Genomic DNA, 16,521 nt, shown 5'->3' on the forward strand with positions numbered 1-16,521 from the left:
ATTAAATATTTACAAAGCCTGCACAACTATCTAAATACATCATTCAGCATACCGCAGCGCTGTGACAACACGATGACAGCCCGGGCCAACAACATATTACTTTAGCCCAGCGCACCTATTACATTTACCCGTAATGTTTCCGGGATTTCATTATATGAAAGCACTGCCAGCGAGTTTTGTGTAAAAGTACGGGCATAGCGCGCCAGCAACGGCCGTAATTGTGGCACTACTACTAATGCCGGGGTATGGCCCTGTTGCTGCATCTGGCTGCAGATCAGCGGCATATTGCGCTGAAACTGGCTTAACAGGTTGGGGGCTACCGGAAAACTGTCTAACGCAACTTTGCCGGCCTGCATTGCCTGGTTAAGCGCACTTTGTAAGGTTTGTTCCAGTTTCTCATCCAACGTAAAAGCAGCCAGTTCATCTTTATCACCACTGATCTGCCGCACCAGCGCACGTTGCAGTGCACAGCGCACGTCTGAGGTAAGCAAAATAGGATCTTTGGTTACTTCGCTGCTGTCCAGTAAGGTACTGGCAATAGTCAGAATATCGCCCAGGCTCACCTGCTCCCGCAGCATCAGCCGGTACACTTTCAGCTGCACTGTGGCACTAAGCGCTTTATCCAGTGCTTCTGCCAGTACCGGCGCTACTGCTGCCAACCGCTTATTTAGCTGCTTTACGTCTTCATAAACAAACAGCTCAGATAAGTTTTCTTTAATAACCTTGCCGGCGTGGGTGGCAATAATGGTCGCCAGATCAACCACCGAATAACCCAGATTCAGTGCCTTGGCGCGGGTATTGTTGTCAATCCATACCGCTTCGAGACCGTAGGCCGGATCACGGGTAATTTCACCGTCAAGCTGGCCATAAATTTCGCCGGTGTTAAGTGCCAGCAACTGCTGCGGGTTTAACCGGCCGCTGGCCAGCGGCACCCCGGCCAGTTTAATACGGTATTCCTGCGGGTTTAGCTGCAGGTTATCGCGTACCCGTACTTCAGGTAATAAAAAGCCACTTTGCTCTGACAACGTTTTGCGAATACCGCGCAAGGTTTGTACCAGTTCTTCGCCTTTATCTTTATCGGCCAGATACACCAGACGAAAGCCCAGCTCTATTGATAAACGGTCAATATGTGGAATATCGTCCCAACCCAGTGCTTTCGGCGTTTGCGCTATACTTTCGGTTAACAGCTCTGCCTGAACCAACTCGCCCTTATCTACCCGTTGCTGTAAACGCCAGGCAACATATACCAGCGGCAGGCCAAAGCTGATAAAAGCCAGCGCCGGCATACCCGGTACCAGCCCCAGGATCAACATAATACCGCCGGTGGTCAGTAACACTCTGGGAGAGGCCAGCAACTGCTTGCCAACCTCATCTGACATTTCGCCTTCGTCATTCATCCGGGTGACGATAATCGCCGCCGCAACGGCCAGCAGTAAAGAGGGGATCTGGGCTACCAGGCCATCACCTATGGTAAGCAAAGCAAAACGCTGAAAGGCTTCGCCCATGCTCAGGCCATGCTGGAATACCCCGATGCTGATACCACCAAGCAGGTTAATCACCAGAATAATTAAACCGGCAATGGCATCACCACGGACAAACTTGGACGCACCATCCATTGAACCGTAAAAATCTGCTTCGCGGGCAACTTCATTACGCCGCTCTTTGGCTTGTTCCGGGCCAATCAGGCCGGCATTCATATCTGCATCTATGGCCATTTGCTTGCCGGGTAAAGCATCCAGCGTAAAACGGGCAGCCACTTCTGAAATACGCTCGCCACCTTTGGTGATAACCACAAAGTTAATCACCATCAGAATAATAAATACCACCATACCAACAACATAGTTGCCGCCAATCACTACCTCACCAAAGGCCTGGATCACCCGGCCGGCAACATCTGAGCCTTCATGGCCGTGCAACAATACTACCCGGGTAGAAGCAATGTTCAGCGTTAACCGCATCAGCGTTGCCACCAGCAGCACGGTAGGAAATACCGAAAAATCCAATGGTTTTTTACTTGAAACGGCTACCAGCAGCACTATGACCGACAGCACTATATTGAAGGTAAACAGCGCGTCCAGCATCCAGGCCGGTAACGGTAGTACCACCATCGCCAGAATGGCCAGCAGTAATATGGGAATAGCGGTATAAGGTTGGGTAAGAGTACGCCAGTTCACTGTTTAACTACCTCTGACATTAGCTTTGTCTAACAACGATTTCGGAATATCCAGCGCCGGCAGCGGTGCCGGTTGCTGGCCACGGCCATGTTTATAGGCTTTTAACTGCATCACGTAGGTCAGTACATAGGCTATCGCCGTATACAGGCCTTTAGGCACTTCCTGATCCACGCGGGTAGAATAATAAATAGCCCGCGCCAGCACCGGCACTTCTAGCACTTCTATCTGATGACGCTGGCCTACCGCTTTGATCCGCAGCGCCATTTCGTCTATGCCTTTGGCTACCACATAAGGCGCTCTGGCATCTTTTTCGCTATAGCGGATGGCCACAGCATAGTGGGTTGGGTTCATTACAATCACATCTGCTTTGGGCACCCGCTCTTCAATGCGCCGGTTGGCCATCTGAAACTGGATCTGCCGGATCCGGCCTTTGATCTCCGGGCTGCCGTCTGAGGATTTACGCTCTTCTTTTACTTCCTGTTTGGTCATCTTGATCTTGGAAGAAATAGTGTACTGCTGATAGGGTACATCTATCGCTGCGACTAACAGTAACAAGGTTACCGTGATCATCAGGCTCAGTGACAACAGGCCAAATCCTTCCTGCAACGCGGTTGTCAGATCCAATCGTTGCAAAAACAGCAGGCGGGTCCATAACTGGCTGAGAAAGCCATACAAACACCCACCCAATAACAGCACTTTAATGATTGATTTGGCCAGCTCAACCAGGGCGTTCAGGCTGAACATGCGCGCCAAACCGGTTAGCGGGTTTAACTTATTAAACTTAGGCCCGAGCAGGCTGCCGGAAAATATAAAACCACCGGGCATGGCACCAATAATCCACATCGCCAGAAACAACAGCAGCAAAAACGGCATCAGTGCACCAAGCATCTCTAAAAATGCCTGGCCTATTGCCAGAGGCATCAGTTTATTATTCGCCAGCATTTCCTTATTCAGCTGCATGCTGTTGTGCATTAACTGCATAAACAGCGTAAACAATAACTGAGCAAACCACAGTAAGCCCGCAACACCCAGCATTAACAGCACAGCAGTGTTCAACTCTTTTGAGCGTGCAACCTGGCCATCTTTACGGGCTTTTTTCAGCCGTTTCTCGGTGGGTTGTTCGGTTTTTTCCTGCGCGCTGTTTTGTTCACTCATGGCTTACTCCATCAGCAAACGCATGCTACCCAACACATGGCTGGTCAGCGCAGAAAACTGCACACCGGTTTGGCTTAAGGTTAAAAATACACAAACAAACCCCAGCAGCAGTGTCATTGGAAAACCCAATACAAACAGATTTAACGATGGCGCAGAACGTGTCGCTACACCAAAGGTCAGGTTAACCAGCAGCATAGCAATTACCGCAGGTAAGGCTACCAGCAAAGCGGCACCGAACATCCAGCCAAACAATTGCAGCAACACGGTAATATTCAGCTGATACAGGCTGGCGCCCACCGGCCACAGGGTAAAACTGTCAACCAGCACCGCCAGCGTCAGTAAATGGCCATTTAAAGAAAAAAACAGCAGGGCCGACATCACCCAAAATAAATGCCCCAGCAAAGAGGTAGAATCACCGCTGCCGGGGTCCATCATCATCGCCATCGACAAGCCCATCTGCATCGACAGCATCAGCCCGGTCAGGGCCAGCACTTCAAACAAAATACGTACTGCCAGCCCCATCATAATGCCAAAGCCAATTTGCTCGAAGGTCATAACCGCTGCATCCAGCGAAAACGGGTCAACCTGCGGCATTGCGGGTAACGTGGGGCCAACCAGAAAGCTTAAAAACATCGCCAGCAAAATACGCGCACGTGGCGTAACGGCAGGGTTGTCAAATACCGGCATCGCCCACAACAACGCTGATAAGCGGACAAAAGGCCACCACACGGCGCCAATCCAGCTCATCAGTTCGCCACTTGTCAGCGAAATTAACGAATTCACCCGAATACTCCGGGGATAATCTGGGTCAGGTTAGCAAACCATGTCAGCAGGGTTTTAATCAGCCAGTGGCCGGCAAATACCACCATTAACAGCGTTAGCAACATACGCGGTAAAAATGTCAGTGTTTGCTCCTGAATAGACGTAGCCGCCTGAAACACTGCAACCACAATACCCAGAATAAGCCCCGGTACTATCAGCACCAGCAGCATCTGAATGATGGTATACACTGCCTGAGCAATAAGCTCTGTAGCCTGTTCCGGACTCATAGTCTGGCTCCCGTCATGGTGCCGCTCCGAACGTGGCCGCTAAAGTACCGGCCACCATAGACCAGCCATCTGCCAGCACAAAAATCATTAACTTAAACGGCAGGCTGATAATAAGCGGTGACAACATCATCATACCCATCGACATCAGCACACTGGCCACCACCAGATCGATAATCAGAAACGGAATAAACAACATAAAGCCTATCTGAAACGCCGTCGTCAGCTCACTGAGCACAAAGGCCGGCATCAATACTTCCAACGGCACATCTGCCGCAGCCATAGTGGTAGGCTCTTTGGCAATTAACAGCACCTGATGCAGTTCATTTTCACGTGTTTGTGCCAGCATAAACTGCCGTAATGGTTGTTCTGCACGTGCCAGGGCTTGCTCAAGCGTCATCTCTTCGGCCTGGTAGGGTTTAAAGGCATTTTGATAAACGTCCTGCCACACCGGGCGCATAATCAGCAGTGTCAGCATCAAAGAAATGCCAATCAGCACACGGTTCGGCGGGCTTTGTTGCAACCCCAGCGCCTGGCGCAATATGGCCAGTACGATCACAATACGGGTAAACGAGGTGAGTACCATCAGCATACCGGGGATCAGACTTAGTGCTGTCATCAGCAGCACAATTTGCAGCTTTACGCTGTAATCCTGGCCGCCATCTGCATCACGCACTGATAGCAGCGTTAAGTCATTTGCCATTGCTGTACCGCTTAGCAGCATAGCTGCCAGCAGCAACAACAAGGTCAACAGCGGCTTACTCATGATACTCAGGTGCCGCCTTGCGGTTAACAAACTTAAGGCCATATTTGCCATCAACCATCACCACCTCAGCTTTGGCAAACAACACACCATTTACTTTTACATCCAGCGCTTCGCCTACGGCTTTATCCAGCGGCAGCACATCGCCGACACTGGCCCGGCTAAGCTCGCCCAGCGTAACTTCGGCACTGGCCACTTCTAATGTGACAGTGAGCGGCACATCACGAAACATCGACAAACCATCGCCTGTGGTACCGGCACTGTCAGTACCCTGCTCGAAGATATCGTCCATCTCCATCATATCCAGCCCGGCCAAAGCCGCATCCAGACCTTTGCTGTGATTCAGGTTTTCGTTCATGCTTGTTTCTCTTTATTAACGATATCAGTAATCTGGAATACCAGGCTGTTGGCTTCTTCTGCCACTTTGCCCAGAAATAATGCTGTCTGGTTAAGCTGTAATGTCATAGCACTGCCAAACTCAATTGGTAGCACAGCACCATCCAGACAGGCCTGTAACTGGCGCAGGCTGACTTTTTTGCGCACCATTTCAACCCGGCACTGCACCGGCACCTGCGGCCAGTGCGATATATCTACCGCACTGGCACTGACTGCACTGTGATATTGCGGTGCAATAAAAAACTCCAGTGGCAGCCACAAAAACCAGCTAATCACATCACTGCCAAGCAACAGCCGTACCTTCAATGGCAGGTACTGAAACCGGGCCGGTTCCATTTGCTGCTTTACTGCACTGGCCGGTAATGCTGATTGCTCTTTAAACAACAGCTGTTGCATGGCCTGTAGCTGGCGCTGGGCAATGCGGCTGCATATGCGTAGCTCTGAAGCGCTTAGCTCGGTTTTTTCTTCACCGGGCAGCACTTTGCTAAGCTGGCCGCCAAGCGATAAATCAGCCAGATGATGTACGCTGGTATAATCCAGTGCCAGATAACAGTTGGTATCGGTTGGCACCAGCACCGGACACTGTAATAACAGCCGCCCCGGCTCTGCCAGCCAACTGTCCAGTGCCGTGCCCTGGCATAAGGTCAGTTCAATATTAAATTCGACATCGGTCAGCAATTTGCTCAGTTCTGTCTCTACCGCCTGTGCCAGATCCGCTAAGCGCTGTTTCGCCTGTTTACTGGCCGCGCTGAAGCGGCGCTGATCCAGTGTCAATGCAAAAGGCTGGCAATGGGCGGCCTGGTCAGCCGGGATCAGCAAAGTAGGGGTTTTCATCTTATTCATCTGCAGTTACGTTATCCGTGGCTTTGGCATCGCGTGATGCCCGGTAGGCTTTTTTACTTAAGCGGCGCAGTAAATTCAGCCGCTGTTCGCGCTTAGCGTCCAGCCAGCTGATACCCAGAAACACCAGTTTGTCGCTAACCTGGCGGCGATACACCACCTCAGCTTTAATTTTGAACTGGTTGTCATATTCAACCATAACGATATCCGGTACCGTTTTTGTCAGCGGCGCCAGTAAGCCGGCGCCACCCAGGCTGATGTCTTTTACCACGGCCTGGCATATCTGGCTGCCAAACAGGCCGCTTTGCCACAACTTTACCGCTATGCCTTTAGTCTGAGTTTCATGGGGTTGACTTGCCGAACTAAAGTACCAGCGCAAATACTTGCGCGACACATCAGGCTTAGTTGCTACCATCTTCTACCCTCACTCCTGAACGGCCAACTGGCTGATTACGCTGTGCTTCCTGTGCGGCCTGCTGTACGGGATTGTTCTGGTTATCGGGCGAAAACAGCTGGTTGAGTTCCGCTTCGGCGGCACTGGTTAAGATCAGTAATTCAATGCGCCGGTTAGCGCTGTCGCCACTGTCCTGCTCGTTTAGCGGCCGGGTAGCCGAAAATGCAGCCACCTGAGCTACGCGGCCAACCGGCATGCCACCGGCAACCAATACCTGGCGGGCCTGTAAAGCGCGGTCGCCGGATAACTCCCAGTTACTGTACTGGCTGCCACTAAAAGCTGTGCTGTCAGTGTGGCCGGAAATAATCAGTTTGTTTTGTACTTTTTTAAACACCGGCCCCAGGCTAAGCAATAAATCCTCAAAAAACGGTGTCATACGCATTTGGCCGCGGATAAACATTTGCTGCTTTTTGTTGTCGCGGATAATAACCCGCAAGCCCGATGGTACTACGTCCAGCTGGATATGCTCCTGCGCCATCAGTTCAGCGGCCAGCTGTTCAAAGGCCTGCAACAACAAACTCAGTTCAGCCGGGCTGTCGAACTGGCCATCAATCAGTGAATTCAGCTTATCGCCCTTACCTGCCAGTGGCCTGTCGTCACCTGAGGGCACCTGCAGATATTCTGACATGCCAGGCAAGGGGTTATCCGGCGGTAAGGTGTTGGCAGAATTCTGATCAATTACCGAGGGCGTGCCGCCTAAATCAACCGGAAACGGGCTATTACCGGGTTCAAACGGCGCAGGGCTACCTTCGAAAATAGAGTGGGTGCGCATATAGTTGGCAATTTCAGCGCGCTCTTTCATATTGGAGACTTCTAAAATCCACAACACCATAAAGAACGCCATCATCGCCAGCGTAAAATCGGCAAAGGCCACTTTCCAGGCGCCGCCAGATTTGGCTTTGGCAGAGCTGCGCTGACTGCGCTTAATAATAACCGGCGAGCTGGAGCTGTTCATCAGGCGGCCTTATCGTTAATCCATTGTTCCATCGTGGTAAACGATGGCTTCTGCTCTTCGTTAATCATGCGACGGCCAGAGTCGGTCGCTACTATCGCCACATGGCCTTTGGCATGTGCCACCAAAATAGCGCGCACACATTCAAGCAGAGCAACCTGCTTTTTAACGTATTGCTCCATAGCAGAACTTAACGGGGCCATCAGACAATAGCAGCCAAAAATACCAATAAAGGTACCCACCAGTGCAGCCGCAACGTGATAACCAATATTGCTTAGCGGGCCGTCCAGATGCTGCATGGTAATAATTATGCCCCCCACCGCAGCCAGAATGCCAAAGCCGGGCATAGCCTCAGCAATGGTTGCCATGGCTGCAGAAGGCTTTAACTTTTGCTGTTCAATGGTATAAATTTCCTGCTCCAGCAGGCTGTCAAAGTCATGGGCGTTTAACTTACCCATGCTCATCAGACGCAGGTTGTCGCAGACAAACACCACCAGTGCTTCATGTTCCAGCACCAGTGGATAGGCGAGAAAGACTGAGCTGGTTTGCGGGTTTTCAACATGCTCGTCCAGTTCGCGTAAGCCTTTGCTTTTGGCCAGATCCAACAACGAGTACATTAATAACAGCAGCTCGCGGTACAAGGCACTGCTGTCTTTGTGTTTGATAAACTGCGACTTCAGCTGCGACCACATTTCTTTTAACACATAGCCGGAATTACCCACTACCAGAGCACCGAAACCGGCACCAAAAATAATAAGAAACTCAGCAGGTTGCCACAATGTTGCCACATTGCCGCCGGCAAACATATAACCACCGACAACGGCGCCCAGTACGATAATAAAACCTACTATTTTTTGCATTGTTCTGCTTCCTGTACCTTTACCATTGCGCCAGCTTTTTGCTGAGCATTTCCACCGATTGCTTATGTAACTGGCAAACCCTGGACTCGGTTAATTCCAGTACCAGTGCAATCTCTTTCATATTTAACTCATGGGTGTAATACAGCTGTAGCAACAATTTATTGCGCTCAGGCAATGATGCCATCGCCTTTGTCAGTGACAGCTTAAGTTCGAACTGGCTTAAACTGCTGCTGCCAAGCTGGGCCTCAGCCTGTTGCTCCAGCAATAAATCCAGGCTTTCCATCGCCTCTGCCTGGCCGACATACTGCAGTTCAAGCAAGGTTTTTTGATCAATGTCCAGCGCCTCACACAGCTCGTCATCAGTGGGTACACGGCCCAGTTGCCGGGTAAGTTCACGGCTTTTATCCCGTAACTGATGCGACTGCTGGCGTAATTGCCGTGGCCGCCAGTCGATGCGGCGAAATTCATCCAGCATGGCACCCCGGACACGCTTAAAGGCATAAGACTCAAACTGTTCGTCTACATCACGGCCATAGCGGCGCAGCGCACTTAGCAGGCCCATCAGACCAATTTGTTGTAAGTCGTCTTTATCTACCATACTGCCAACCAGGCTGCGTAAATGTGCCGCCGCCCGTTTTACCAGATAGCCGTAACGGTTCAGCAAAGCACTTTCCTGCGCCGGGCTGAACTTAAAACTGCTCGGTTGTTCCGGATCAGACCATTGGGTTGTAGCCAGCATAAAACGGCCTTACTGAATAAACACGTTAGTAACCAGTACCTGTTCAATCTGATAACTGAACTTGTTCTGGCGCAGGGTCTGGTTAAACTTATCCAGTAATGTGCCTTGCACCTGAGGAATATCCTTAAAGGCATCTTTCGCATCGCCATGGCTGATATTGCTAAAATGCGCCACCAGCGTATTACGCAGTAACGGCGAAGCATCAGGCAGTTGTGCCATTACCTGGCTGTCGTGGCTGAGCAGTGTCAGCTCCAACACCAGATAACGCGAATGTTGTGCATGGTCAACGCTGATAACAAAGCGGTCCAGCGGATAAAACAGTGGCTTGCTTTGCTCCGCAACCTGGCTTTGCTGCTGGCCAAACCAAAAATAAGCTGCACCACCACCAACGGCCAGCAGTAACACTGCTGCAATCACTAACACTAAAGCTTTCATGTCTTACTGTTCTCCTATACCAGCCGGTTAAGCCAGCCAGTGGTTAGCTGCGCTGACGCTGAGCTGCTTAGCTCTGTCACGTCGTCGGCAAAATGGGCAGCAATAGGCTCAGGCTCAGCATGTTGCTGCCCTGCCTGCTGCTGTGATTGCTGGCGTACATCTATATCAAGCAGTTGTTCACTGCCCAGCCGCTGAGCCAGTTGCTGGCGCAGCTGATCCAGGTTTTGTTGCATAGCGTCACGCATCTGATTATTGCTGGCATATAGCTGCACCGTAGTGCGGTCGCCATCAACACTGACACTCAGTTCAATTAACCCCAGTTGTGGCGGGTCCAGCCGGATTTGAGCCCGCTGTATTTGCTGGCCCAGTTGTAAATTAATTTTGTCGGACAATAAATACACCAGCTTTTGGCCCCACTGGCTGCTTTGCAAACCCAATTGATCAGCCTTCCACTGAAACGCTGGCTCTGCTGATGCTGTGCTGGCAGATATCTGCGCGGCTGTTATGCCGCTAACTGCAGCAGTGTCACTGCTAAGCGGGCGTACCAGCTCTGTAGCCTGGCGGATAAAATGCTGCAAAGACATTGGCGTAACAGGCAAAGCCGTGTTTGTGCCCGCCAGCGGCAAATCTTTTGTAGTGCTGTAAGCGCTGCTGTTTAGCAATGCTGCGTTATAGTCTATGCCAGTAAAACCTGATAACCCTGTACTGCTTTGCGGCATGCTCTCTGTACGCAACGGGTTTACTGCTGGCAAAGGCAAAAAATTAAGTGCAGACAGCAGCAAAGGGTCTATTGATATTTCTGCGCCATCGCCTGGCAGTTGCACAGCGTCAGTTGTGCTGCCGCTATTATCCGTTTTGGTGCTACTACCAGCTACAGCGGCCCCTGCAGGTAAAACACCGGTTTCCGCTATCGCTGCCGTTATCAGGTTTACCTGTGTTATTTCTGTCAGTGCACTGATATCAGGCTGGGGTTCAGGCGCTGCCAATTGCAAATCAGCCTGCCCAGGCAGAGTGTCTGTTAAAGTGCTATTTACATTGCCGCCAGTACCGGCCTCAGACAACTGTGCCAATAGCTCTGTATAACGGCCAGAAGATGCTGCGGTGTCTGGCTGGTTTAACATAAACACTAAGCTGTCAGTGCTCTCTGCAGCGCTCCCGGCAGAGCTGTGGTTTGGCAGCACCCCGGCAGTCACACCGCTGCTGTTAGCAATTGGCTGACCTACCTGTAACTGGCTCATAGCCCTTCACCTTCAATGGTTTGTTTATAAGCCAGCACACCCGGCCGGTTTTGATTAAATTGCTTCATCTGCGTCTCAGTGCGGTGCATTTCATCTTTAGCCAGCGTTACCACCTGCTGGTAGCTCTGCTGCAGTGCGCTAAGCTGGGTTGAAAATTGCCCACGGGCACCGGCAAGATCTAACTGCCGGAGCAACGCCATTAACTGGCGATCCACGTTGCGCAACAACGGCCAATTCTGTGCCTTTGCTGCCAGCAGTAAGTTCTGCTGCAGCTGTAACAGCTGCTTTGCCATATCAACTGCCTGTAAGTGGTTTAACGGCACATTCAGCCCCTGTTCAACTTCGCTAAGCAGAATGATTTAGCAACTGTCAGGCCACAATTCAAACCAATGATTTATAAGTATTTTTAAGATAGATTAGATAAAAAGCGGAAGTAATACTTCCGCTGATCGGAAGCAAGCCAATACCGCTTGCCGCTAGCTTCCGGTTAAAGCCTGGCGAAAAAAAACCGCAGCCAAAGCAGCGGTTTTTCAGGTTATTAAGGTAGGTAAGCCATACCGGAGTATAGGGGTATATACCCAAAATCATTGAAGATGCAGGTAGGCGGCAAGTGAGCGCATCCCCATCAGCATAGGAATACTATGTGATAGGGGCGAGCGGGCACAGCCAACACCGCTGCAGCTTCAAGGATGACGGGTATCTGTCAGGCTGCAGTTTGTGCCAGCCCTTGCCAGCCTTCTTGCAGGTTGGTCATAATCACCCGCACGGTATCCAGTGAAGTTAAATCGTTTTTCAGGCTGGCGTTAAGCAATGCCTGGCCGCAGTGCTGATACAGTTTTTGCATATTGGCTGCCACTTCACCACCGTTTTGCTGGTCCAGCGACGCATCCAGCCCACCCAGAATTTTTAGCATGCGCTCAATGCCGGCGGCTTTTTTATCAAAACGTTTCGCCTGAATATGGCCCTCGGTGCGCGACAGTTCATCAAGAAAACCATCAAATAACATCAGCACCAGCTTGTGAATATCAGCCCCGGCAGCTTTACCCTCTACTGCCGTACTTTTATAAGCCTGATAACCATTGCCAAAATCTAACATAAGCTGTCTCTCACTAGTTAAAACTGACCCATAGAGCTTTCAAGCTGCGCTATGGTAATTTGCATCTGGGTAAACTGACTCAGATAGCGCTTGTAGGTTAGTTCCATGGAATAATCATGCCGCTTTTGTTTTTCGGTGATTAAATCCAGGCTGGCCTGCAGCGTTTTTTGCTTATCACCCAGTAAACCACCATAACTTTTGCTGTAGGGTTCTACTGTTTTTTCCAGCTTGGCCAGCACTCCGGTATCCGAGGTTAGCATGGCTTCCAGTGCTGCCGGATCATCTGCCAGCGCTTTTTCAAACCGGCCGCTGTTAATACTCAGCTTACCGTTGCGGTCAAATTCCAGACCCACGCTATATAGTGTTTTGCCGTCAATCTCACCCTGAAAAGCCGCACGGAACTGGCTTTGTATGCTGCGCGCCATACTGTCATTCTTCAGGTTGGAGTCCCCGGTAATACTGCTGACAATGCCATTGTAACCATCAATAAACTTTTGCAGGTTATCTTTAATCGCCTGCTGATCCTGGCCGATTTTAATATTTACCGGGCTGTCACCGGCTGCCTGTGCTTTAACTAAATCAATAGTTACACCTTCAATCACATCGGTTAAGCTGTTGCTGGCGCTGGTAACGCTAATAGCACTGTCGCTACCTAAACGCACTATCGCGTCCTGAGCTTTTTTTAATTCCTGTTTTGCCGCCAGGGCCGCCGTAATATCGGCACCGGCTGCATCTGCACCGGCGGTAAAGCTCAGTGTCAGCTCATTGGCTGCGCCACTTTCATTGCTTGAGATCACTAAAAAGGTTTCATTGCCGCTGCGCATTAACGTAGCACTGACGCCGGGGTTATCGGCATGGCTGTTAATTGCTTTGGCCAGATCAGCCAGCTTGGCATTGGCAGGTAACCCGGCCATATCGACAGAAAAACTGCTGCCGCCCAAATCAATAGTAAACTCACCATCTGTTGCCAGCGCGGCTGTGGGATCAAATGACATCGCTAACTGATGGTTTTGTGCCAGTTGCTGCACAAAAATATCGTAACTGCCTGCCACCGCTTTACCACTGGCTTTAACAGCTAAAGTCGACTCGCTGCTGCTACTGGCAGTATTGGCCAGCAGGCTGCTGTCAGCTTTACGGAAATCTTTCAGCTGGGTTAAGAAGCTACCCATAGAGGTTTGTAATTTTTTAATGGCATTAAGCTGGGCGGTAAACTGTTTTGACTTAGCCGACAGTAAATTATCTTTACCGGCACGGTCAATTTGGGTGTACTGGCTCGCCAGAGTCTGGGGATCAATACTTAAATAAGACGCCATAATGTATACCTTCTGCCACCAACTATTGCCTGAAAAATACCCTGCCAGCTAAAGCCGGCAGGGTTATAACACTATTGTTACCCTGGCAGCGTATTAACGCAGCAGTGAACCAATCATTTGTGTTGTGCTGTTAGACGCGCTCAGTACAGAAATACCTGAGTTCATCAGTAACTGCTGTTTGGTCATATTTGAGGTTTCTTTGGCGAAATCTGCATCCATCAGCTGAGAAGCAGAAGCCTGAGTGTTTTCAACCATGTTAGTCAGGTTATTGATAGTATGATCCAGACGGTTCATAGTCGCACCCAGGTTGGCACGGGCAGCACCGATATTATCGATCAGTGTATCAATCTCGGCCATACTAGCAACTGAGTCGGCCTGATCAGCCAGACCGGTCAGAGCGCCTAAAGCGGTATCTACATCGCCTAGCTCAGCTGAAATGTCCACATCTAAAGTTTCAGCAGCAGTAGAGCCAATCTGGAGAGTTACAGGGCCAGCACCGAACTTACCGGCAGCATCTAATAAAGTAGTGCCTGAACCGTAAGATGTATTGGACATAATATTGGTTAGTTCGGCAGACAGTGCATCAAACTCTGCACCCATTGCAGTATATTCAGAAGTGTTATTCGTGCCGTTGGCGCCTTGCGTTGCCAGCTCTTTCATACGGTAAGCAATGTTAGTCATCTCTTCAAACGCGCCTTCAGCGGTTTGCAGCATAGAGTTAGCATTGTTAGCGTTATAGATAGCCGCTTCCTGGCCACGTACCTGCGCATTTAAGCGGTTGGCAATTTGTAAACCGGCTGCGTCATCTTTAGCAGAGTTAATTTTAAAACCAGAGCCTAAACGCTGTAACGCTACCGATAAATCGTTGTTAGTACGACTCAGTTGGTTTTGGATCGATTTTGACGCTGCATTAGATTGAATTGATAAAGCCATCGTGAAATCTCCTGTGATTGATGCTCACAGAGTTAAAGCGACGGCGGTGTTGCAGAACTAAAATTTTTTTAAAAGAATTTTTGGTGCGCCGGTATAACTAAAATGCCAGGCCGACAAAAGCACCGCGGTTACGCTTAGCCACCGCCTGCATAAAAGCGGCAAATTGTGCAGCGTCACCACCAACGGGCCGGTAAAAACCGATACCATGAATACGAAAACGCGGATTACCGGCCGGGTCGGCATTTTTGCCGGTAATAGTGCCGACAATGGCATCCAGGCTGGAGGAGCGATAATCATCGCCAAATACATACAGGCTAACTTTGCCTTTTGTTTTGCTGTACAAGTCCAGCGCACGTAAAATGCCCACCTCAGGCGCACTGCCGCCGCCGGTAAAGCGTTTCATCCGGTCCATGGCACGCTGGCGCATGCTGGTTGAGTCACTCAGCCACTGGCCTTCCTGGCCGGGGTATAAAAAGGTGCCATCGGCGGCCATTACCTGAAAGCCTTTCATTTGCGGGTGATTCACTAAAATATCATTCACTACATTAATCACCTGCTGCCATTTATTGCCTGCCACCATTGAGCCTGAATTATCAATAACAAAGATCACATAATCGGCATCGGTTGGAATGCCGCCCACTTCGTCTGACGGTTTATCGGTAGATTTGGGCACATTCAGCATTGCTGTGGCCTGGCGCAGTTCATTACGCAACGAGCTGGCCTGATCCTGCAATTGCTGTAACGTCTGCTGGGCGCGGGGAATCGAAGACTCCAGCGATTTCAGCTGCTCTGTCACAGAAGCAGAACGGGCCTGAGCAGCAGCAAGCTGCTGCTGTTTATCTGACACCGCGCCTTTTAACAGCTCAACGTTAAGCTGCGCTGCTAATACCTGCTCAACCATAGTGCTTAAATTGTCCGGCCCCAGTTCAGTTTCGCTTTCACCATTTTTCGCCAGCAACACCAGCAATACCACAGCGCCAAAAGCACAGGAGATAATATCAAGAAACGACAGGGTAAAAATTTCCACCGGCGGCCGTTTTATTCTGCGTGCTCTTGCTGCCATTATGGCCACTCCTTAGCCGGCGCTAAAAAGGTACCCTGCGTTACCTGCGACCAGCTCCAGTAAATGGCCGACGCATAAGGATCACCATCTATTGGCAGCAAAATCACATTCATCCGCAGCCCCTGGCCAGCACGTTTAACGGTTTCAACCAACAGTTCCTGCCGGCACTGCGACGAAATTGACTTTTTACTGGTTAGCAAACCGCGACAACGCACACCAAGGCCGTCACCCAGTGTCGGTAAGCCATCAGTAATTAAATACACATCAGTGACATTGGGGTGCAACTCGCGCAGTTTTTGCAGGCCAATTTGCAAATTAGTACCACCGCTGGGCACCAGTTTGCCAATATCACGCACTATAGCGTTCATTGAGTCAGATACCTGGGCAGAACTGGCCGGGCGTTGGCCTAACATAATGGCGTCTTCAGAAAAAGCCACTACGGTTACTTTGGCGTTCTTTGGCAAACGGGCCAGCAGCCACTGTGCTGCACGCCTGCTACGCTGCCATTTGGGCAGCGCCAGCTTCTGGTTATCGGGCAGCGCCATATAGCGCAGCACTTCAAGCAGGTTTTCGCCCATCATCGACGCTGATTTGTCCAGCAAAATACCAATTTCCTGGCCCTCTACCTTCAGCCCGGTAATATAATTTTGCTGGCCGCTGCCGCGTAGCTGCACATTGGCATCCGGTACCGGCAAGCGGGCGATGGCGGCCAGTTGTTTTTCCAGATCGGCTACTACCGCCAGTTCAGTGGAAATTTGTTGCAGCAGTTTACTTTGGTCGCTGCTGGTATCGCTTTGCGACAGCTTAACATCCTGCTGGCTGGCCGATTCCAGTGCAATTTTGTCGTTTAGCTCATCAATCGATTTTTGCAGTTGCTCGCGTTGCTGCTGGGCAGCGTTTAGCTCCTGCTGCAGCTTATTGGTTTCGTCGGTGGGTTCTGGCACAAAGGCGTTAAAATCGACCAGAATTAAAATCAGAATAACCGCGCCCAGCCCGCATGCCATCACATCCAGAAATGACATATTAAAACCATCTTCAGCGCGCCGTTTTAGTCTCATAACGTG

19 protein-coding genes are annotated in these 16,521 nt (G+C 50.5%); all 19 read right to left on the reverse strand.

Annotation, left to right across the window (positions count from 1 at the left end):
• Nucleotides 1-101: 101 nt before the first annotated feature.
• Nucleotides 102-2,174, reverse strand: coding sequence for a flagellar biosynthesis protein FlhA (gene flhA, locus J3B89_RS03830; protein ID WP_215396165.1), 2,073 nt, complete (start codon nucleotides 2,172-2,174; stop codon nucleotides 102-104).
• 3 nt (nucleotides 2,175-2,177) lie between these two features.
• A complete protein-coding gene (gene flhB, locus J3B89_RS03835) occupies nucleotides 2,178-3,329 on the reverse strand; it encodes a flagellar biosynthesis protein FlhB (RefSeq protein ID WP_215396166.1) in 1,152 nt (383 codons plus the stop codon).
• A 3-nt stretch (nucleotides 3,330-3,332) separates the two neighbouring features.
• Nucleotides 3,333-4,112, reverse strand: a complete 780-nt coding sequence (gene fliR, locus J3B89_RS03840; RefSeq protein ID WP_215396167.1) for a flagellar biosynthetic protein FliR — start codon at nucleotides 4,110-4,112, stop codon at nucleotides 3,333-3,335.
• A complete protein-coding gene (locus tag J3B89_RS03845; protein WP_215396168.1) occupies nucleotides 4,109-4,378 on the reverse strand; it encodes a flagellar biosynthetic protein FliQ in 270 nt (89 codons plus the stop codon). Before J3B89_RS03845 ends, fliR begins: the two co-directional genes overlap by 4 nt.
• A gap of 13 nt (nucleotides 4,379-4,391) precedes the next feature.
• Nucleotides 4,392-5,141: a flagellar type III secretion system pore protein FliP gene (fliP, locus tag J3B89_RS03850; RefSeq protein WP_251372186.1), complete on the reverse strand. Its 750-nt coding sequence runs from the start codon at nucleotides 5,139-5,141 to the stop codon at nucleotides 4,392-4,394.
• Nucleotides 5,134-5,496 carry a FliM/FliN family flagellar motor switch protein gene (locus J3B89_RS03855; RefSeq protein ID WP_215396169.1) on the reverse strand — a complete coding sequence of 121 codons (363 nt, stop codon included), beginning with the start codon at nucleotides 5,494-5,496 and terminating at the stop codon, nucleotides 5,134-5,136. The genes fliP and J3B89_RS03855 overlap by 8 nt, the downstream gene beginning before the upstream one ends.
• Nucleotides 5,493-6,377: a FliM/FliN family flagellar motor switch protein gene (locus tag J3B89_RS03860; protein ID WP_215396170.1), complete on the reverse strand. Its 885-nt coding sequence runs from the start codon at nucleotides 6,375-6,377 to the stop codon at nucleotides 5,493-5,495. The genes J3B89_RS03855 and J3B89_RS03860 overlap by 4 nt, the downstream gene beginning before the upstream one ends.
• Entirely contained in the window at nucleotides 6,370-6,789 is a 420-nt protein-coding gene (locus J3B89_RS03865; RefSeq protein ID WP_215396171.1) for a PilZ domain-containing protein, read from the reverse strand. The genes J3B89_RS03860 and J3B89_RS03865 overlap by 8 nt, the downstream gene beginning before the upstream one ends.
• The gene (locus J3B89_RS03870) at nucleotides 6,776-7,783 is read right to left on the reverse strand and encodes a flagellar motor protein MotB (protein ID WP_215396172.1); all 1,008 of its coding nucleotides are present in this window, start codon (nucleotides 7,781-7,783) and stop codon (nucleotides 6,776-6,778) included. Before J3B89_RS03870 ends, J3B89_RS03865 begins: the two co-directional genes overlap by 14 nt.
• Nucleotides 7,783-8,640 carry a flagellar motor stator protein MotA gene (motA, locus tag J3B89_RS03875; protein WP_092788973.1) on the reverse strand — a complete coding sequence of 286 codons (858 nt, stop codon included), beginning with the start codon at nucleotides 8,638-8,640 and terminating at the stop codon, nucleotides 7,783-7,785. The genes J3B89_RS03870 and motA overlap by 1 nt, the downstream gene beginning before the upstream one ends.
• Before the next feature lie 19 nt (nucleotides 8,641-8,659).
• Complete coding sequence (locus J3B89_RS03880; RefSeq protein WP_215396173.1) at nucleotides 8,660-9,379, reverse strand: FliA/WhiG family RNA polymerase sigma factor; 720 nt, start codon at nucleotides 9,377-9,379, stop codon at nucleotides 8,660-8,662.
• 9 nt (nucleotides 9,380-9,388) lie between these two features.
• A complete protein-coding gene (locus J3B89_RS03885) occupies nucleotides 9,389-9,814 on the reverse strand; it encodes a flagellar basal body-associated FliL family protein (RefSeq protein WP_215396174.1) in 426 nt (141 codons plus the stop codon).
• A gap of 14 nt (nucleotides 9,815-9,828) precedes the next feature.
• Nucleotides 9,829-11,052 carry a flagellar hook-length control protein FliK gene (locus J3B89_RS03890; RefSeq protein WP_215396175.1) on the reverse strand — a complete coding sequence of 408 codons (1,224 nt, stop codon included), beginning with the start codon at nucleotides 11,050-11,052 and terminating at the stop codon, nucleotides 9,829-9,831.
• On the reverse strand, nucleotides 11,049-11,345 hold the full coding sequence (locus J3B89_RS03895; protein ID WP_215396176.1) for a hypothetical protein: 297 nt from the start codon (nucleotides 11,343-11,345) through the stop codon (nucleotides 11,049-11,051). Before J3B89_RS03895 ends, J3B89_RS03890 begins: the two co-directional genes overlap by 4 nt.
• Nucleotides 11,346-11,755: 410 nt before the next feature.
• Nucleotides 11,756-12,148: a flagellar export chaperone FliS gene (gene fliS / locus J3B89_RS03900; RefSeq protein ID WP_215396177.1), complete on the reverse strand. Its 393-nt coding sequence runs from the start codon at nucleotides 12,146-12,148 to the stop codon at nucleotides 11,756-11,758.
• A 17-nt stretch (nucleotides 12,149-12,165) separates the two neighbouring features.
• Nucleotides 12,166-13,461 (reverse strand): flagellar filament capping protein FliD, encoded by a 1,296-nt coding sequence (gene fliD / locus J3B89_RS03905; RefSeq protein ID WP_215396178.1) that lies wholly within the window; start codon nucleotides 13,459-13,461, stop codon nucleotides 12,166-12,168.
• Between the two features lie 93 nt (nucleotides 13,462-13,554).
• Nucleotides 13,555-14,394: a flagellin N-terminal helical domain-containing protein gene (locus tag J3B89_RS03910; protein ID WP_215396179.1), complete on the reverse strand. Its 840-nt coding sequence runs from the start codon at nucleotides 14,392-14,394 to the stop codon at nucleotides 13,555-13,557.
• A 97-nt stretch (nucleotides 14,395-14,491) separates the two neighbouring features.
• Nucleotides 14,492-15,457 carry a vWA domain-containing protein gene (locus tag J3B89_RS03915; RefSeq protein WP_215396180.1) on the reverse strand — a complete coding sequence of 322 codons (966 nt, stop codon included), beginning with the start codon at nucleotides 15,455-15,457 and terminating at the stop codon, nucleotides 14,492-14,494.
• Nucleotides 15,457-16,515, reverse strand: a complete 1,059-nt coding sequence (locus tag J3B89_RS03920; protein WP_215396181.1) for a VWA domain-containing protein — start codon at nucleotides 16,513-16,515, stop codon at nucleotides 15,457-15,459. Before J3B89_RS03920 ends, J3B89_RS03915 begins: the two co-directional genes overlap by 1 nt.
• Between the last annotated feature and the right edge of the window lie 6 nt (nucleotides 16,516-16,521).

The organism is Rheinheimera oceanensis (genome assembly GCF_018831085.1).
Taxonomy (GTDB): Bacteria; Pseudomonadota; Gammaproteobacteria; order Enterobacterales; family Alteromonadaceae; genus Alishewanella; species Alishewanella oceanensis.